This window comes from Novosphingobium sp. BL-S-24 (genome assembly GCF_055521575.1).
Map to the genome: position 1 here is coordinate 1,191,364 of NZ_CM145488.1, position 18,728 is coordinate 1,210,091.

At 55.8% G+C, this 18,728-nt stretch carries 13 protein-coding genes and 1 tRNA gene; 11 read left to right on the forward strand and 3 right to left on the reverse strand.

Features of this window, described 5'->3' with window-relative positions:
- The first annotated feature begins 8 nt into the window (after positions 1–8).
- From ACZ1JM_RS10945 to ACZ1JM_RS10990, 10 genes are all read left to right on the forward strand, one after another.
- Positions 9–99, forward strand: a tRNA-Ser gene (locus ACZ1JM_RS10945).
- 176 nt (positions 100–275) lie between these two features.
- Complete coding sequence (locus ACZ1JM_RS10950; RefSeq protein ID WP_465134830.1) at positions 276–1,472, forward strand: tyrosine-type recombinase/integrase; 1,197 nt, start codon at positions 276–278, stop codon at positions 1,470–1,472.
- A 250-nt stretch (positions 1,473–1,722) separates the two neighbouring features.
- Entirely contained in the window at positions 1,723–1,938 is a 216-nt protein-coding gene (locus tag ACZ1JM_RS10955) for a helix-turn-helix domain-containing protein (protein WP_205525240.1), read from the forward strand.
- The gene (locus tag ACZ1JM_RS10960; RefSeq protein ID WP_465134831.1) at positions 1,935–4,931 is read left to right on the forward strand and encodes a type I restriction endonuclease subunit R; all 2,997 of its coding nucleotides are present in this window, start codon (positions 1,935–1,937) and stop codon (positions 4,929–4,931) included. The genes ACZ1JM_RS10955 and ACZ1JM_RS10960 overlap by 4 nt, the downstream gene beginning before the upstream one ends.
- A complete protein-coding gene (locus ACZ1JM_RS10965) occupies positions 4,921–6,159 on the forward strand; it encodes a restriction endonuclease subunit S (protein WP_465134832.1) in 1,239 nt (412 codons plus the stop codon). The genes ACZ1JM_RS10960 and ACZ1JM_RS10965 overlap by 11 nt, the downstream gene beginning before the upstream one ends.
- Positions 6,156–7,355, forward strand: coding sequence for a hypothetical protein (locus tag ACZ1JM_RS10970; RefSeq protein ID WP_465134833.1), 1,200 nt, complete (start codon positions 6,156–6,158; stop codon positions 7,353–7,355). Before ACZ1JM_RS10965 ends, ACZ1JM_RS10970 begins: the two co-directional genes overlap by 4 nt.
- Positions 7,352–8,974: a type I restriction-modification system subunit M gene (locus ACZ1JM_RS10975; RefSeq protein ID WP_465134834.1), complete on the forward strand. Its 1,623-nt coding sequence runs from the start codon at positions 7,352–7,354 to the stop codon at positions 8,972–8,974. Before ACZ1JM_RS10970 ends, ACZ1JM_RS10975 begins: the two co-directional genes overlap by 4 nt.
- Positions 8,971–10,179 (forward strand): phospholipase D family protein, encoded by a 1,209-nt coding sequence (locus ACZ1JM_RS10980; protein WP_465134835.1) that lies wholly within the window; start codon positions 8,971–8,973, stop codon positions 10,177–10,179. Before ACZ1JM_RS10975 ends, ACZ1JM_RS10980 begins: the two co-directional genes overlap by 4 nt.
- A 430-nt stretch (positions 10,180–10,609) precedes the next feature.
- Entirely contained in the window at positions 10,610–11,536 is a 927-nt protein-coding gene (locus ACZ1JM_RS10985; RefSeq protein WP_465134836.1) for a DUF6804 family protein, read from the forward strand.
- A gap of 477 nt (positions 11,537–12,013) precedes the next feature.
- Positions 12,014–12,331, forward strand: a complete 318-nt coding sequence (locus ACZ1JM_RS10990) for a hypothetical protein (protein WP_465134837.1) — start codon at positions 12,014–12,016, stop codon at positions 12,329–12,331.
- A 145-nt stretch (positions 12,332–12,476) separates the two neighbouring features.
- Here ACZ1JM_RS10990 and ACZ1JM_RS10995 read toward each other — a convergent pair whose 3' ends face one another.
- On the reverse strand, positions 12,477–13,745 hold the full coding sequence (locus ACZ1JM_RS10995; protein WP_465135044.1) for a DUF3631 domain-containing protein: 1,269 nt from the start codon (positions 13,743–13,745) through the stop codon (positions 12,477–12,479).
- A gap of 5 nt (positions 13,746–13,750) precedes the next feature.
- Positions 13,751–13,930, reverse strand: a complete 180-nt coding sequence (locus ACZ1JM_RS11000) for a helix-turn-helix domain-containing protein (protein ID WP_465134838.1) — start codon at positions 13,928–13,930, stop codon at positions 13,751–13,753.
- Positions 13,931–15,231: 1,301 nt separating this feature from the next.
- Here ACZ1JM_RS11000 and ACZ1JM_RS11005 point away from each other — a divergent pair.
- Positions 15,232–17,523: an FdhF/YdeP family oxidoreductase gene (locus ACZ1JM_RS11005; RefSeq protein ID WP_465134839.1), complete on the forward strand. Its 2,292-nt coding sequence runs from the start codon at positions 15,232–15,234 to the stop codon at positions 17,521–17,523.
- Positions 17,524–17,705: 182 nt separating this feature from the next.
- On the opposite strand, the gene ACZ1JM_RS11010 is transcribed toward ACZ1JM_RS11005, so the two are convergent.
- A complete protein-coding gene (locus ACZ1JM_RS11010; protein ID WP_465134840.1) occupies positions 17,706–18,722 on the reverse strand; it encodes an oxidoreductase in 1,017 nt (338 codons plus the stop codon).
- Positions 18,723–18,728: the final 6 nt, after the last annotated feature.

Genomic DNA, 18,728 nt, shown 5'->3' on the forward strand with positions numbered 1-18,728 from the left:
GTGCATGCGGAGCGGTGGCCGAGTGGTCGAAGGCGCTCGCCTGGAAAGTGAGTATACGCCAAAAGCGTATCGAGGGTTCGAATCCCTCCCGCTCCGCCATTTACCCATCCATCAGTGTTTATAGACAACCGCCGAAAGGCGCGGATTTCTGCGGTAAATTAGGTTTTCTTAGGCCGCCGATGTTCGTTGAAATTCGCCTCCAACCGCGATAAAACGTGGTGGAAAGTGTGGTGGATTTCAGGGGTGTGGTGGAATGCGTCCCGGTGAGGTGGAGCATGGGCAAACTTACGGCCAATGAGGTGAAGGCTTTTCTGAATAAGCCCGGCACCTATCAGGATGGCGACGGGCTCTTCCTGAAAGTTGACAAGCGTGGCGGTGCATCTTGGCTGGTTCGCATCCAGCATCAAGGAAAACGGCGCGATTACACCATCGGCACCGCCAAACTGGTGACTTTGGCCAATGCCCGTATTGAGGCCGCGAAGCTGCGTGAGGCCGTACGAATCAAGGGCCTCGATCCAGTGGCCGACAAGCGCAAGGCCAAGGCTGCGACTTTTACCTTAAAAGAGGCCGCGAATGCCTATCTCGAGGCACACAAGCATCAATGGGCCAGCCAGAAGCATGCGGCTCAGTGGTTGAGTACGCTCGAAACCTATGCCTTTCCTGCCCTTGGTTCCAAGCCGGTAGGCGTCATTAGCGCTGGCGAGATCATTTCGGCCATCTCCGAAGTGTGGTCGAACACACCGGAAACCGGGCGGCGAGTGAAGCAGCGGATTTGCACTGTCCTTGATTATGCCCATGCTCGTGGTTGGCGAACCACCGAAGCCCCGCACAAAGCTCTGGCGGCAGGCAAGGGGCTGCCCAAACAATCAGGTGGCAAACATCATCCGGCCATGCCTTATCCCGATGTACCTGCTTTCCTCACCCGTCTTCGTGTCACGGGCGGCGTATGGGGCCGCCTTGCCTTGGAGTTTGCCATTCTAACTGCCGCTCGCTCGCAGGAAGTTCGGCTGGCGACATGGACTGAGTTCGATCTTGAGAATGCTTTGTGGACGGTGCCTGCCGATCACATGAAGATGCGGCGTGAGCATGTGGTGCCGCTGTCGCCCGAAGCCGTAAGCGTCCTGCGAAGCGCTGCGGCTGTTCGGCGAGAAGGAACTGACGTTGTGTTCCCCGGCATGAACGGCGGCATCATGTCAGATATGACCTTGCTGAAAGTGCTTCGGCGGATGGAGGAACCAGTGACGGTTCATGGCTTTCGATCCTCATTCCGCACATGGGTTGCCGAGCAGACCGACTTTCCAGGCGAAGTGGCGGAAGCAGCACTCGCTCACCAGAACCCCAATGAGGTAGAGCGTGCCTATCAGCGCGGTGGTATGCTCGACAAACGCCGGAATCTGATGGAGGCATGGGGTGTCTTCTGTGCCACGGATCGTGAACTAACCAAAGTTGTGCCGATCGCGAAGCGGGCTTGAACACAATTCAAGCCCTCTGGCGGACCAATTTTAGGGCCGAAAAATTTCGTCAAATGGCGGTGCGTCGAGAGGCGTCGTCATGGACGGCATAACATGGTGCTTACGGCATGGGCTGGGCATAGACGCGATGCATATCACATAGATTTCGCCCGTTATACAGTTCCGCAACCCCTCGGCGGTTGTAATTCTACTGAGCAGAGTTAAGACGATTTAGGGCCAGCTGAGGGCTTTCTAGTGAGGTTCAAGCAAAATGGCCGAACCATGGGTAACCGCCGAAGCCGTGGCGAAACATTTGGGCGTGGTGAAAGACACCATCTATCGCTGGCGCGAATGTAGGAACCTGCCTGCACACAAGGTCGGCCGCCTTTGGAAATTCCAGATATCCGAAGTGGATGAATGGGTCAGGCTGGGTGGCGCGGATGACACCACCTCGAATGCAAATAACCAGGCCGGATCGGACCAATGACGACTGCCGAAAGCACCATCGAACGGGAACTGATCTCTAAGCTCGAAGAGCTGAAATACGAGTATCGTTCAGACATCCGTGGTCGGGCGGCGCTGGAGTTAAACTTTCGGCAGAAGTTCGAGGCACTGAACCGAGTGCGCCTGACCGACAATGAGTTTCAGCGGCTGCTGGAAAGCATCACCACACCTGATGTGTTCGCAGCAGCAAATGTGCTGCGGGGATATAGCAGCTTTGAGCGCGACGATGGTACGCCGCTCAACTACACTTTGGTCAACATCAGGGACTGGTGCAAAAACACGTTCGAGGTGGTCAACCAGCTTCGCATCAACACGGACAACAGCCATCACCGCTATGACGTGATTTTGCTCATTAACGGCGTCCCAGTTGTTCAGGTCGAGCTGAAGACTATGGCGGTCAGTCCGCGCCGCGCCATGCAGCAGATCGTAGATTACAAGACCGATCCGGGCAGTGGGTACGGCAAGACGCTACTTTGCTTCCTACAGATTTTCGTCGTCAGCAACCGCACCGACACATGGTATTTCGCCAACAACAACGCGCGCCAGTTCAGCTTCAATGCCGATGAGCGCTTCCTGCCGATCTATCAGTTTGCCAGCGAAGACAACAAGAAGGTTACCCATCTCGACAGCTTTGCTGATAAGTTCCTGGCGAAGTGCACTCTTGGCCAGATGGTCAGCCGCTACATGGTGCTGGTCGCCAGCGAACAGAAGCTGATGATGATGCGGCCCTACCAAATCTACGCCGTGAAGGCGATTGTGGAGTGCATTCACCAGAATTGCGGCAATGGGTATGTCTGGCACACCACCGGCAGTGGAAAGACGCTGACATCCTTCAAGGCCTCGACCTTGCTCAAGGACAACGACGACATTGCCAAGTGCCTGTTTGTGGTGGATCGGAAGGACCTCGACCGGCAGACCCGTGAGGAGTTCAATCGTTTCCAGGAAGGCTGTGTCGAGGAAAACACCAACACCGAAGCCCTTGTCCGCCGCCTGCTATCGGACGACCGGGCCGACAAAGTCATTGTCACGACCATTCAAAAGCTCGGCTTGGCGCTCGACGATACCAATCGCCGCCAGTTAAATAAGGCCCAGACCTACAAGGAACGGCTTGAGCCGCTGCGTGCCGAGCGCATTGCGATCATCTTCGATGAATGCCACCGCTCGCAGTTCGGGGACAATCACAAGGCCATCAAGGAGTTCTTCCCCAAGGCCCAGCTTTTCGGATTTACCGGCACGCCGATTTTCGAGCAGAACGCCAACTACCAGCAAATTGAGGGCGAGCAGGGCAGCTATCGGACCACGGACGACCTGTTCCAGCGCAGCCTACACCAATACACGATCACCCACGCCATTGAGGACCGCAACGTGCTGCGGTTCCACATCGACTACTATAAGCCCGAGGGTGAAAAGCTGCCCAAGCCCGGCGAGGCGCTGAAAAAAGAGAGGGTCATCGAAACGATCCTGGCCAAGCACAACGCTGCCACCGCCAGCCGTAAGTTCAATGCTGTGCTGGCCACCAGCTCGATCAACGATGCCATCGATTACTATGAAAAGTTCGCCAAAATTCAGGCCCAGCGCCAAGCTGCCGATCCTGAGTTTCAGCCACTGAAAATTGCCTGCGTCTTTTCACCGCCCGCCGAAGGCAACAAGGACGTGCAGCAGATTCAAGAGGATCTGCCGCAGGAGAAGGCGGACAGCGCGCAGGACCCGGAAGCCAAGAAGTCTGCGCTGAAGGCGATCATCAGTGATTACAATGATCGCTACGGCACCAACCACAAGATTGGCGAGTTCGATCTTTACTATCAGGACGTGCAAAAGCGCATCAAGGATCAGCAGTTCCTCAATGCCGATTTGCCGCACAAGGGCGCGGAGAAGATCGACATCGTTATCGTGGTGGACATGCTGCTGACCGGGTTCGATTCCAAGTTCCTAAACACGCTCTATGTGGACAAGAACTTGAAGCACCACGGCCTTATTCAGGCATTTTCGCGCACCAACCGCGTGCTCAATGACACCAAGCCTTATGGCAACATCCTCGATTTCCGGCAGCAGCAGGCAGCGGTTGAAGAGGCCATTGCCCTCTTTTCCGGCGAGAAGATCGATAACCCCAAGCAAATCTGGCTGGTCGATCCTGCGCCGAAGGTGATCGAGAACCTGCAGACCGCCATGCAAACGCTGGGCGCGTTCATGGAATCGCAGGGGCTGTCCAACGCACCAGAGGACGTGCCGAACCTGAAGGGCGATGCTGCACGCGGGCAGTTCATTACCTTGTTCAAGGAGGTGCAGCGCCTGAAAACCCAGCTCGATCAATATACCGACTTGAGCGAGGAGCAGGTGGAAGCGATTGGCCAGACTGTTCCGACCGATGCTTTGCAGGGTTTCCGCAGCATGTATCTGGAGACCGCCAAGCGGCTGAAGGAAAAGCAGGACAAGCCCGGCGGCGCTGACGATCCCGTGGTGGAACAGCTCGATTTTGAATTCGTGCTCTTCGCCTCTGCCGTGATCGATTATGATTACATCATGGGCTTGATCGCCCGTTACACGCAGAACCTGCCCGGCAAGATGAAGATGAGCCGTGAGCAGTTGATTGGCCTGATCCAGTCCGACGCCAAATTCATCGACGAGCGCGAGGATATTGCCGAGTATATTCGCAGGCTGTCCGCCGAACAGCCGCTGGACGAAAAGGAAATTCGCGCCGGTTACGAACAGTTCAAGGCCGCGAAGAAGGTGCAGGCTCTGACCACCATTGCCGACAAGCACCGGGTGGATGCGGCTGCGCTTCAAGCCTTCGTCGATATCGTGCTGCGCCGCCGGATTTTCGATGGTGATGGCCTCAGTGACCTGATGGCTCCGCTGGAGCTCGGCTGGAAGGCGCGCACGGAAGCCGAACTGGCGCTGATGGAAGACCTTGCCCCGTTGCTCCACAGGCTGGCCCAGGGCCGCGAGATTTCGGGGCTAAGCGCATATGAGCAATAAGGACACAGGGGTTGTGACGGACGAGCAGGATCATCAAGGTGGACTTGTGCCCAGAGCGCGTTTTCCCGAGTTTCGCAATGCGGGTGACTGGAAGCACAAGCCATTCAAGAAGCTGTTCACGATTGGAAATGGCAGAGATTACAAGCATTTGTCTCCCGGAGACATACCCGTTTATGGTTCAGGCGGTTATATGCTTTCAGTCAATGACTACATCTATGATGGCGAGAGCGTATGTATCGGTCGAAAGGGAACAATAGATAAACCAATGTTCCTGACTGGGAAGTTCTGGACGGTTGATACGCTATTTTATACGCACAAATTCACGGACTGTTTGCCAAAGTTCATCTTCTCGATTTTCCAAAATATCAATTGGCGCAATCACAATGAGGCTGGCGGTGTCCCTAGCCTTTCCAAAACAAACATCGAAAAAATCGAGGTCGCAGTCCCGAAAACTGCCGAACAGCAGAAAATCGCCGATTGCCTGTCGTCCATCGATGCGGTGATTGCCGCCGAGGCGGAGAAGCTGGAGGCGCTGAAGGACCAAAAAAAGGGCCTGATGCAGCAGCTTTTCCCCGCCCCGGGCGAAACCTCCCCCCGCCTCCGCTTCCCGGCATTTCAGAGTGCAGGGGATTGGAAGGAAAGGCTTCTCGGTGAGATTTGCGAAGTTGCCCAAGGTTATGGCTTCCCTGAAGCGCTGCAAGGAAAACCTCGTGGCGATTTCCCCTTCTGCAAAGTCAGTGACATATCAAGAGCCGTTAGCGACAAAGGCGGCGTTCTGGATTCTGCCGTAAATTATGTTGACCTGTCTGATTTGAAAATTTTGAGAGCAAAAACGATCCCCGCGGGTGCAACGGTATTCGCTAAAATTGGGGAGGCCCTACGCCTAAATCGCCGAGCAATATCTGGTGTAGAGTGCCTCATCGACAACAATGCAGTGGCTTTGAAGGCGAAGAGTGGGGTTGCGTCGGACTACTTCGTATTTTTGCTTTCTCACATGATTGACATGAATGAGCACTGTGGCGGCGCGGTGCCCTCGGTCAATAAAAGTACGCTTGAGGGAATTGAGGTCATCATACCGCAGCCAAAAGAACAGCAGAAAATCGCGGAATATTTTTCGTCCTGCAACGCGGTAATCGCACTGCAAGCCGACAAAATCGATGCGCTCAAAGCCCATAGAAGCGGGTTGATGCAGCAACTTTTCCCCGCGCCCGCAAAGGCCAGCGCATGAGCGGGGTGCGCACATATAAAAATCTGCGCACACTCGTGACGCGGTTTCGAAGCGATCTGAACGACATTCCGATCCTGCTGCTTTTTGCATACAACCGCACCGGCAAAACTCGGCTGTCGATGGCATTCAAGGATGCTGGCAAGCGCAAGACCAAGACGGTTCAAAACCCTGAAGGCGTTGCCGACACCCTGTATTTCAACGCCTTTACTGAAGACCTATTTGTCTGGGAGAACGATCTGGACGGCGACACCGTGCGGCATCTCAACCTAAACAGGAATTCGAAATTTTTTACTGCGCTTACAGAACTTGCGCTTGATGAAACGATCGACGGCTATCTGAAGCGCTATACAGATATCGACTTCGACATCGATTATCCCGCTTGGAAGGTTTCGTTTCGTAAGGGCAATGAGGATAACATCAAAGTATCGCGGGGTGAGCAAAACATCTTCATCTGGTGCTTGTTCATGGCAATCTGCGAGCGACTGCTCGATGGTCATGTATCCTATCAAAGCCATAAGTTCATTTACATTGATGACCCGATTTCCTCGCTCGATGACAACAACGCGATTTCGATGGCATGCGATCTGGCCAAACTCCTGCGCCGCGCGGCCCGCCGAACAGACGAAAACGGAGCGCCTTTACCCGTCAAGATCATTTTCTCGTCTCACCATGCGCTATTTTACAATGTGATGTGCAATGAGATTGGCAGGTCGAAGGAAGGCGAGCCGAGTGTAAGGCATAAGCGCTATTTCCTCCATCGGCTGCATGGGGAAGACAGCTTCACACTGCGGACGACCGAGGATACGCCATTTTTTCATCATGTCGCGACCTTGGTGGAATTAAAGCAGGCGGCCCATCCTGTGACGGGCAAGCTCTACACTTTCCACTTCAATGCATTGCGGAGTGTAATGGAGAAAACTGCTGCATTTTTTGGTCACGCGTCGATAGCATTCTGTCTGGCTACGCTTAACAATGACGAGGATCGGGCACTGTTTAACCGCGCCCTGAACCTGCTGAGCCACGGCGCCTATGCCATCCACGAACCCACCGAAATGGGTGAAGATAATAAAGCGCTTTTTCGTCGAATTCTCAACGATTTCATAGCTAAATTCGATTTTGCCTTGCCAGCAATCGCGCCAAATGTAGCAGCAGCGCCCATCCCACCAATTGCGGCCATAGAGGCTAACACACCATGACCGACCAAGACCAAAAGCAACTGGGCAAGACGCTGTGGGCCATCGCCGATACCCTGCGCGGGGCAATGAACGCCGACGATTTCCGCGATTATATGCTGGCCTTCCTGTTTCTGCGCTATCTGTCGGACAACTACGAACTTGCCTCTGCCAAGGAACTGGGTTCGGACTATCCTAGACTGAAACTTGAAGACAAGCGCACACCGCTTTCGATCTGGTATGCGGAAAATCCCGATGATACGGCAGCTTTTGAGAAGCAGATGCGCCGCAAGGTGCACTATGTCATTCGCCCGGAATATCTCTGGACCAGCATCGCCGAGCTGGCGCGCAAGCAGGACGTAGAGCTGCTCGATACCCTTCAGAAGGGGCTGGAATATATCGAGACGGAATCCTTTGCCAGCACGTTCCGGGGCCTGTTTTCGGAGATTAATCTGGCGTCGGACAAGCTGGGCAAAGCCTATACCGAGCGCAATACCACCTTGTGCAAGATCATCACCGAGATCGCCAAGGGTCTGAAGGAATTTTCAACCGACAGCGATACGCTGGGGGACGCCTATGAATATCTGATTGGCCAGTTCGCCGCAGGCTCCGGCAAGAAAGCGGGGGAATTCTATACTCCGCAGTTCGTGTCTGACATCCTCTCGCAGATCGTCACGCTGGACGGGCAGGAGCCAGCCACCGGCCAACGCGCCCACATGGACAGCCTGATGGATTTCGCCTGCGGCTCCGGCTCGCTGTTGCTCAACGTGCGCCACCGCATGGGCACGCACGGGATCGGCAAGATTTTCGGGCAGGAGAAGAACATCACCACCTACAACCTGGCGCGCATGAACATGCTGCTGCACGGGGTGAAGGATACCGAGTTCGAGATTTTCCATGGCGACACGCTGATCAACGACTGGGACATCCTGCGCGAAACCAACCCGGCCAAAATGCCGCGCTTCGACGCCGTGGTGGCCAACCCGCCGTTCAGCTATCGCTGGGACCCCACCGAAGCACTGGGCGAGGACGTGCGTTTCAAGAACCACGGCCTTGCGCCGAAGTCCGCCGCTGACTTCGCATTTCTGCTACACGGTTTCCACTACCTCAAGGACGACGGCGTCATGGCTATCATCCTGCCTCACGGCGTGCTGTTCCGGGGCGGCAAGGAAGCTGAAATCCGTAGGAAACTGCTTAAGGACGGCCACATCGACACCGTTATCGGCCTGCCTGCCAACCTGTTCTATTCTACTGGCATCCCGGTGTGCATCCTTGTCTTGAAGAAGTGCAAGAAGCCCGATGACGTACTGTTCATCAATGCGGCGGAGCATTTCGAAAAGGGCAAGCGGCAGAACAACCTGACCGGAGATGATATCCAGAAAATTGTCTCGACCTATCAGCTCCGCACCGAGGAAACGGGCTATTCCCGTTGCGTGCCGATGGAAGAGATCGAAGGCAACGACTTCAATCTCAACATCTCCCGCTACATTAGCACGGCGACCGCCGACGACGAAATCGACCTGGATGCAGTGCATAAGAGGCTAATAGCGGCGGAGGATAAAATTGCCTTAGCGACAAACGCTCACAATGCGTTTCTGAAGGAATTGGGTAAGCCGCTCTTGCCGTTAAGGAATGAAGTTTGACGGTTTCAGTTCTTGACGCGGCTTCGCTCAGAAAGACGCTGCTCCGGCTAATTCCGAAGCATGAGCAAATCTACATGGCTGTTGCATGGGCGAATGCGGGGCCGGTGGCAAACAAGTTCATCGAGAACAAACATAAATTCAAATCAGTCACCGTGGGCCTGGATTTTTGTGCCACCGATCCAGATTTTGTCGATGCCCTGCGCAAGGTGCCTAATGCCTACGTTTTCAAAAAAAGCGGGGCGTGCTTTCACCCGAAAGTCTATTTGTTCCGGACAGGCGAAAATGTCGATGCCATCGTCGGCAGCGCTAACTTCACCAAGGGCGGCCTGGGCATGAATTTCGAGGCTTGCCTGCATCTGAGCTGCGATGCCGGTGAAGCGGCAGTCGCTGAGTTGCTCGCCACAATGGAATCCTACGCTCCACATCGTCAGCCGGTCACCAAGCAACTGGCCGACGCTTATCGGCGGCAGGCCGAGATCGCAGCCAATCGCCCCCGCGCCCCCTCTCCAATCCTACCAAGCGACAAGGCCGACTTCCAACGAATCGACTCTGACCTTCTGAAAATGGACTGGGCAGCCTTTATCCATGAGGCGCAGAAGGACCCCAACCATCATTTCGAAACGCGCATGAGGTTTCTGCGTTATCTGCAAACGCTCTTTGCCAGAGCTCAGTCGTTCGAAGATCTGACCGTGCCGGAATGGAAAGCAGTCGCAGGTATCGTCCATCCAGATGCCGTCGCGGACTCTGGGCTGGAGAAGTATCAAATCGGCTGGTTTGGCTCGATGCAGGGCTCTGGCTCTTTCACCAATCTCATCGCAAACAAGGATGGTCGGATTGCCAAGGCAATTGACTGCATCCCGCGCCGAGGCACTGTCAGAGAAAGCGATTTCGACCGGTTTTGCGCGTTGTTTGAGGCTGCCTTCGCGGACTCGGCTAGGACCGGGCGCTATCCCACGGCGACAAGATTGCTGGCGATGAAGCGTCCCGATGTTTTCGTTTGCGTGAACGATGGCAACAAAGCCAGCTTGGCCGAGGCGCTTCATTTTGCTCCGTCCACCTTGAGCCTGGAGAACTACTGGGAGAGGGTCATTGAGCCGATCAGGCTGGCTGCATGGTATAATGCTCCACGCCCCGAAGGCCCGGATGCAGAAGCTTGGGACTGTAGGGCGGCGCTGGTGGACGCCATCCATTACGAGGCCGCTTAAGCAATTACGGAACGGGTGATTGTACGGTTTGCCCACAGGGACTCTTAATGCGGAGATTTCCGCCCGTTGGTGCGACCTGCGAGAACACCTCGGTCTGAGCGGTCAGCAGGTTTGATTTCTACGCTGCACCACCCCCGCCATTACCGCTCAAAATGACCATCGCGAGTGTCACAGAGCGTCGTCAAGGAGGGCACTGCCTTATAATCGGGTGGCCCGCGCCCTTGGGGCCAAGTGCCTGCACGCAACTTCTGTTTACCTTACATAACGGGCACATGGACAAACGTGCTGATCGCTCATAACAGATAACCGTTGTCTCGACTTTGATCGGAAGGGACGGCCCGCAATCGGCGGTGAACACAGGCAACTCGGCTACGGTCGGGCGGCCTGCGAAATACAATACCCTCGGGGAATACGCAGGAGGCGTGTTCCTGTGTTCGCGTCGATCAACCGACCCGGCTGGCGGGTCGGTGCGGTCAAGCACGGGGGGCAGACAAGTATGAGAACATTCAACGTGTTCTCGGATGGTGGCGGTGGTTACAAGGCCGTCAAGCAAGGCTGGTGTTGGCCAGCATTTTTCTTCGGATCGGTATGGGCCTTATTCAGCGGGGTCTGGTTGGCCGCCTTTCTGTTGCTACCCATCGAGTTCCTTTTCAGCATTGCCGGAAATAATGCCGACCGAGCGCTCGATTCCTATGACGCCTACGACGAAACGGCCCAGCTTGTGTTGCTGGCAGTGCTTTGCATTCCGCTGGCAATCAGGGTGGTTCTTGGACTTGTCGGCAACTCATGGCGGGTCCGGAAACTGAGCAGAAACGGCTTTTCTCATATCGGGCGCGTGAAAGCTGACGGCAAGGCACACGCCATATCGTTATGCAAGGCAGAAGCGTCCGACGCGGCCCGTCCGAACGTGGAGCCAGTGGCCCCTAATGCAACTTCTGTATTGCAGCACGATTCGATCACGCGATACGCCGAGCCGCGACGACCACCCATTGACGCAGAACCAGAAAGACCGACCACAACGCTGGTGGGTTCTCCGCCGCACTGGTTGGGCTGGTCGATTGCCGCTCTCTGCATTCTTGCAGTGGCCGACTTGCCCTATGGATACTACCAACTGCTTCGCCTGCTGGTGACGGGCTACACGGGCTATCTCGCCGCCCTGTATTTCTTCCGCAGGCCGAACCAGTGGGCATGGATGTTTGCCTTCACGGCCCTTTTGTACAACCCCGTTTTCGTTATCACCATGAGCAAGGAGTTTCACGCATTGGTGAACGTGTTGGTGGCCGCTGCCATCGCATGGGAGCTCAAAAAGCTGAGGAGCAGCATCTCCGCCCACTCTACCAAAATAGCAGCGCCTTGACTGGCCTACAGGCGTGATCCAGCCGTCCACCCAACCCAAGCGCCGCAGGCGCGGCGGGGCAGGAATGGAAGAGGGTGGGCACGCCGTGCCAGAGATTTGGAACCAAGGAGCGAAAACCCTTCAATTAATCTCAATCATCGCCGCCGATGAAAAGGGGGGTATATGTTCGTTGTCTCGGCTGGCCGTCCACTCTCCGCTCCCGGCTTCGCCCTATCGGCCCCTCCGCTTCGCTACGGGCCGATAAGCAGCCTTCGCTCCCGAGCGGCCACCCAGCCGAAGGGTGGGGAATGAAGGTGAAGCCATGCGAGCCTTATGGAAATTTTCCGTCGCTACCTCTGACGGCAGGGGTGTGACCAGAAGGCACCCCCAATATGCAGATACCCCCCCGGTGTCTGGGAAGACATGAATACGGGGTGCCCCCATCAATACGTGGCCTCCGGCCTCCTTGGATCAATCCTATCCATCAGGAGGCAACGCATGACTACCGCTCGAATCACCGCAGGTGCAGTCTTGGGCACTGTTTCGCAGGCAGCGAACACTGTTACCGACATCGTGAAGACCGCTGGCAGTGGCGTCACCATCGTCAACCGCTTCGTGGAATCTGCTGCAACGGATCAAAAGGACCGTCAGTTGATCCATCGGAAAACCTTCCGGGATCGCCTGCTACAGGAATCCCGCATTGAAGTTGCCCGCCGCAACCTTGAGGTTCTGGCCTTCATCAGCGAGAGCGATGATTACAAGGTCTTGTATCAGGAAGCTGAAGCGTATCTACCCGACGCCATCTTTGGGGACTGAATGTGCTGCCTCGCTCTTCGGAGCGAGGAGCATACAAAATACGTGATAGATAAAGGAAGGGTGACAGGAAGAACCTTCCTGTCGCCCGACAGATAGTGTCACAGACGTAACATCCGTAACACCCTCCGAATTATCAGCCGTTGCTTTAGGCTCCGTCGTCATCGTCTGTTACTGATGTGACGCTTGTTACGTCAGATGCGGGAGGGGATAGGTGGCGCTTCCACGCGTCTTCAAAGTCCGCCCGCCTATACCCTCTCAGCATTGGGCCATTCGATCCGTGAGGCCGGATCGGCCCTGGCTGGATGTCATGTTCATCCAGCATTTCGGCGAGAGAGCGCGGGTCCAACGCTCTACGACTGAGGCTGCGCCATGGAGCTTCCTCGTCGGACAGCAGCATGTCCACCAATTCGCGCGACGAAAGGAGGTCTCTGTCCCCGAAAGTGCGCTGAATGTCAGCAAGAAGTCGTACCTCAAGGGACGGCTTCTTGTTGGCTTTCGCTGCCCCCACCATTGTTGCTGCCGCATTGCGAGCCCGGTCAGGCCAAGCTTCGCCCGCGAGGTCGGCCACGACTATAAGAGGCCCCCACACATCTTCATCCCGATCAGCAATCGTGTCGGGCATGTCGGGCCAGTGATCTGCCGCCACATCTCGGACCTGATCGGCCCAAGCCGCCAGTTCACCGCGAAGAGCCTCGCCGAGTATCGCGTGAGCGCGTCGCCTGTACTTTTCGACTTTTTCATCAGGTAACGGCTTACGCATTGTCACCACCACCGAACGGGTGAAGATCGTGTCTGGCAAGATCTTACCGATTCCGGCCATCGCCACCGCAGCGAAGGCACTTTTCCTCACAGGGTGCCATTGGTTGTCAACCAACTCGTTTCGCAGGATATGACCGTTCCTTCCGTGACCGGCGTTAATTAGGCAGCGTAACTCTTCGTCACCCTTCGCCTTGGGTCCGTACTTCGTGTCGATTTCATCGATGAAGTACGTTGGCACGCCCTCCGGGTCATCCAGAGCGCGGATGAGGCTAGCTGTCGTTGCACTCGATGTTTCCAGCGCCCGTGGGCACATCAGCGCCGCAAGATGCATCGCTTTCGACTTTCCGCTACCGGGGACTGCTGACAGAAAGGCTAAACGTGGGGTGGTGTCCCATGCGGACATTAGGTGCGTGTGACCGATCCAGAGGGCTACCGCGATACCGGCTTCCTCTGAAGGTAAGATCACGAACCGTTTGATAAGGGCCAGTACACGATCCAACACATCGGCCCCTTCGATGGGTTGGCTTTCAATGGTAGGACTCTCGACTGGCGGTGCGGCGTCGCTTGAGTTAACATCTGTTGCCGGGCTCTCTGCTTTGGCAACATCTGGGCCGAGTGCGGTGGCAGCCGCACCGGCCCTTTCATTGGGGAGCATATCGGTCACGCGATACCTCCAGTGGCGCGTTCGATCAGCGCCTTGATGCTATCGATCTTGACCAGCCGCCGAGTGCCAATCTGCATCGAGGCCAGATCACCCTTCGACAGCATGTCGTAAATCTTCGTTCGCCCAATGCCGAGCATTTGCGCGGCTTCATTTACTGAGCAGAGTATCGAGTCCATAGGAATACGTTCCCCGAATTAAGTCCGGTCTACTGCGGACGCCGGAGGTATTGAGCGAATCACATCTCTAAGCAAGAGAGTAAAGGATGCCTTACTGACTGATACTTAAAGCGATTTTCGGAAAACCTATAAGTTGATCACTTTTTGCTTCGGCCTTGTTGGCCATGTAGCTTGAGGCTTTTGAAGCGAGTTTCGATTTCAGCCGACTATATCTCACCTAAAGACTAAAAATATTTACAAAGGCTGTGGAAAGAAGGCGTCCATATTCTCCCGTCGGAACCGATCCTGGCATCCCATTACGCGACTCGGAGTACGTGCCCCGCATTCGGGGCAGCGCATCACGGAACTGCCATCGAGTGCAGAGCCTTCATGTGTGTGACTACCTCTGGTTCAGTCTATGCAGCATGGGTATAGTCAATCGTCCGCAAGCCTGCCCACCCGCTACAGCGCTATATGAGAAGCGCGCGAGCGGGCAGCCTCGCTCCGTCGCGTATCCCCGCAGCCGGTGATATGAGTGGACACTCAGACAAAGTGTGGGTGAAAATGTGGGTGAGAATTTTTGCTCTGTCAAAATATCATAAATTATCAAATATATGTGATTAGAGTACGGCTCCCTCCCGCCCGCCATTTACCCATCCATTAGTGTTTATAGACAACCGCCGAAAGGCGCGGATTTCTGCGGCTTTTCGGGTCGCATGCATTCATCCGTGTCCGTTGATATTTGCCCACAGCCTCGCTAGAATGTGGGGAGCGGTGTGGGGAAGCTTCCCCACATTGCGTGGGGAAATGACATGGGCAAGCTGACCGCCAACGAAGTCAAAGCCGCACTGGGCAAGCCCGGAACTTATAGTAACGGGGACGGCCTTTTCCTAAAAGTAAATCCCACTGGCGGTGCAAGCTGGCTCCTACGTGTCCAGCATGAGTGAAAGCGGCGCGACATTGGCCTTGGCAGCGATAAGCTGGTTACGCCGGCATCTGCCAGAGCTAAGGCCGCCGAAGCCCGCAAGGCAACTCGCGAAGACGGGCGTGACCTTGTGGCAGAGAAGCGTAAGGCTAAGGCCGCGAGTGTTACCTTTCAGCAACAAGTATATAAATTTATCTCCCGAACATTGGCGAGCGGTGTTGGATTTGAAATCAGCCCCCGCCCCGGCATGTACGCTTTTTGGCGTGGTACGGAGTTATGGGGTAACTGCCGAGCTGGTTGATGACGCGGATGCCTTAGACGATGATTCGGCTGCTCTCCTAAGCATCGGGCTGCGTCGCAACAGAAGCATGGCGCTACTCCTCGGAATTAATGAAGGATGCAAGTCGTGGCGAAAGACATCGAAGGCGTAAAAGGCTACGCTGGTGCAGCAGGTGGATGGGGTGCACTGCGCGCTGTAGCGCTCGCAGTGCGCAGCCAGATGGCCGACGCCAGATCCTTACTAGCGGTGAATCAACCTGATGGCTTCGATTGTCCCGGCTGTGCATGGCCCGATCCGCAACACGGTTCGTCATTCGAATTCTGCGAAAATGGCGCAAAGGCGGTAACATGGGAAGCCACAGCCAAGCGCGTCGATCCCGATTTCTTTGCTCGGCACAGCGGATCAGAATTGTGGGGGTGGAGCGACCACGATCTTGAGGCTGCAGGGCGCCTCACCCATCCTCTCCGCTACAACTCTGAAACCGATCATTACGAGGTTATCACCTACGAAGAGGCATTCCGCTTAACTGGTGAAGCGTTGAACCGGCTCGACACTCCCGATCAAGCCGAGTTTTACTGCTCAGGTCGCGCATCAAACGAAGCTGCCTTCTTGTGGCAACTCTACGCCCGTGCTTTCGGCACCAACAATTTCCCCGACTGCTCAAATATGTGCCATGAGGCGACCAGTGTAGGCCTGCCTCAGTCGATTGGTGTGGGCAAAGGCACGGTTGAGCTTAAAGATTTTGAGCTGGCTGACGCAATTTTTTGCATAGGTCACAATCCGGGCACCAACCATCCTCGCATGCTTTCGACGCTGCGTGATGCGGCACGACGCGGGGCGGCGATCATCGTCGCAAATCCCATGAAGGAGCGCGGACTAGAACGTTTCCAGTCACCGCAGCATGCAATTGATATGATACCTGGCGGGGGCGTCCGGCTTGCCTCGGCGTATCACCAGGTTCGCGTAGGTGGTGACATGGCGATGCTGAAGGGCATGATGAAAGCGTTGTTCGCGATGGACGACGCCAGCCTTGCCGAAGGGGGGCTTGGTGTTCTCGACCGCCCTTTTATCGCCAAGCACACCAGGGGGTTCGATGCGTTGGCCGCTGACATTGCCGACACAACCTGGGACGACATTGAACGCGGATCCGGTCTGCCTCGCGCCGAAATCGAGAGCATGGCAGACGTTTATGCTAAAGCAGAGCGCGTGATCATTTGCTACGGCATGGGCATCACCCAGCATCGCAACGGCACCCAAAATGTGCAGCAGATTGCCAATCTGTTGCTTTTACGGGGTAATTTCGGAAAGCCTGGAGCAGGGATATGCCCGCTGCGCGGTCACAGCAACGTTCAGGGTGATCGCACCGTTGGTATCACCGAAACACCTTCTGAGGATTTTTTAAAACGCCTTGATGCTACATTCGGCATCACCAGTCCGCGAAAGCATGGCCATGCGGCTGTCGATGCCCTTCAGGCGATGCAGGATGGTCGTAGCCGCGCTGTGATCTCGCTCGGCGGAAACCTAGCTGTTGCCATGCCTGACCCACAAGCCTGCTTCGCAGCCTTTCGTAAGATGGATATTGCCGTGACGGTAGTCACGAAGCTGAACCGCACCTGCCTTCTGCAGGCTCGGGAGACCCTCGTGCTTCCGTGCCTTGGTCGTACAGAGCTGGACATACAGGAGACAGGGCCACAGTTTGTTACGGTCGAAGACTCGATGTCGATGGTCCACGCGTCGCGTGGTAAGCTGAAGCCGGTCTCGAGCGCCCTGCTGTCAGAACCGGCCATCGTTGCGGGCTTCGCCAAAGCGACCCTTCACGGTACGACGATCGACTGGGACGGCTTCGTCGCGAACTACGATCGCATTCGTGACAAGATCGCCGAAGTGTTTCCTGATTTCGGCGATTTCAATTCGCGCTTACGCGTTCCTCGTGGGTTCAGGCTCACCGTCGGACCATCCAGCCGGAATTGGCCAACGCCGGACGGAAAGGCGCACTTTCTGGTTCATGGGTTCGCCGACAGCGCGGGCCACGATCCCGACAGAATGCTTGTCTTAACCACGATTAGAAGCCACGATCAGTACAACACCACCATCTACGGCTATAATGACCGCTATCGTGGTATCACGGGGAGACGCAATGTTGTTTTCGTCAATGCTGAGGACCTCGCCGAGGCAGGCTTGGCACATGGCGATATGGTTGACGTTCTCGCAGGTCCGGGCCGGGTATTAAGGCGGCAGATTGCCGTCGCCCATTCTATCGCTCGCGGGTCGATCGCCGCCTATTATCCCGAAGCCAATCACCTGATCGCACTCGACGAACGCGACATGATCAGCGGTACGCCTGCGTATAAATCTGTACCGGTAAGTTTGCGACCCGCCCAATTTGATGAATTCAGCGACGATCTATAACTATTTGCCTTTCCGTCAGTCAGCACAGCCATTCGCCTAGATACCGCAATGTCATGTGATGGATATATTGCTACCGATTCAAAGTCTCGGCGGCCCAGTTGTCAGCGGCATTCGCCCCCGGTCGCGGAGACCTGCAAACGATCGAATGCTCTGCCTTGGAGAAACGGATCGGCGTGTTGAATTTAACGCTTACTCTCGCGCGCAGCTTCCCATTCGGCGAACTCCGCTTGGGTAAGAGGCAGCGTGGCAGATCGTTGCTGTTTAGACGAGATAAAGCCTGCTTCTAGCGTCGCCATTACGGCCAATGCCTCGATCGGCAGCACTGGCGGCTTGGATCCTCCTTTCACTGCCGACGCCATTCTTCGGTAGAATTCGCGCTGATCACCGGGGATGGCTGGAAAAAGAGTTTGCTGCCCGTCCGCTTTGAAACATTCGACACGATCCAGATCATCGCCCCACCCGGAAGCACCCGGCAACATGCCGCTTAATAGCTGCGATTCCTGCTGGTCGGCCTTAGTTTTCACGGCACTTCCGGCGCTTCCATGCACCACGAAACGATCCGATCCCCCCGCAACTGACATACTGGCGTTAAGGATCACCCGGATCTCGCCATACTGAAGAATTGCATGAGCCCAGTCATCCACGCACGCGCCGTCTCGCTGCATTGCCAAGCTCAAATTGATGCTGTCCGGCAGGCCAAAAATTTGCAGGGCCTGATCGATCAGGTGAGGTCCGAGGTCAAACCAGATGCCAGCGCCAAAGGTGGCGTGCTCCCGCCAACGATCACGAACCTGCGGGCGAAAACGGTCAATCTTCGACTCAAAGTGCCTTACATCGCCCAGAATGCCGTTCTCGATAGCGGCTTTCACTGAAAGATAGTCGCTGTCCCAGCGCCTGTTGTGGAATACACATAAATGACGATCGGCCGCTTGGGCTGCCGAAATCACTTCGCGCGCCTCTGCCATGGTTAAGGCGAAAGGCTTGTCGATCACGACGTGCTTTCCCGCCGCCAAAGCCGCTAGAGCCAATGGAGCGTGGGTATCATTGGGCGTTGCGACCACAACGAGGTCGATATCCGGCGAGGCCATAAGCTCGGCAGGGTCGTGGTAGACCAGCATATTTGGATGGTCTGCCGCCACTTTGCCGGCATCGCTGGACGCGATGGCGCGCAGTTCGATGCCCTCCGAACCGATGATCAACGGAGC

Coding starts and splice junctions, on each gene's coding strand:
- ACZ1JM_RS10950 (WP_465134830.1), top strand. CDS start 276: ATGGGCAAACTTACGGCCAATGAGGTGAAGGCTTTTCTGAATAAGCCC.
- ACZ1JM_RS10955 (WP_205525240.1), top strand. CDS start 1,723: ATGGCCGAACCATGGGTAACCGCCGAAGCCGTGGCGAAACATTTGGGC.
- ACZ1JM_RS10960 (WP_465134831.1), top strand. CDS start 1,935: ATGACGACTGCCGAAAGCACCATCGAACGGGAACTGATCTCTAAGCTC.
- ACZ1JM_RS10965 (WP_465134832.1), top strand. CDS start 4,921: ATGAGCAATAAGGACACAGGGGTTGTGACGGACGAGCAGGATCATCAA.
- ACZ1JM_RS10970 (WP_465134833.1), top strand. CDS start 6,156: ATGAGCGGGGTGCGCACATATAAAAATCTGCGCACACTCGTGACGCGG.
- ACZ1JM_RS10975 (WP_465134834.1), top strand. CDS start 7,352: ATGACCGACCAAGACCAAAAGCAACTGGGCAAGACGCTGTGGGCCATC.
- ACZ1JM_RS10990 (WP_465134837.1), top strand. CDS start 12,014: ATGACTACCGCTCGAATCACCGCAGGTGCAGTCTTGGGCACTGTTTCG.
- ACZ1JM_RS10995 (WP_465135044.1), bottom strand. CDS start 13,745: ATGCTCCCCAATGAAAGGGCCGGTGCGGCTGCCACCGCACTCGGCCCA.
- ACZ1JM_RS11000 (WP_465134838.1), bottom strand. CDS start 13,930: ATGGACTCGATACTCTGCTCAGTAAATGAAGCCGCGCAAATGCTCGGC.
- ACZ1JM_RS11005 (WP_465134839.1), top strand. CDS start 15,232: ATGCAAGTCGTGGCGAAAGACATCGAAGGCGTAAAAGGCTACGCTGGT.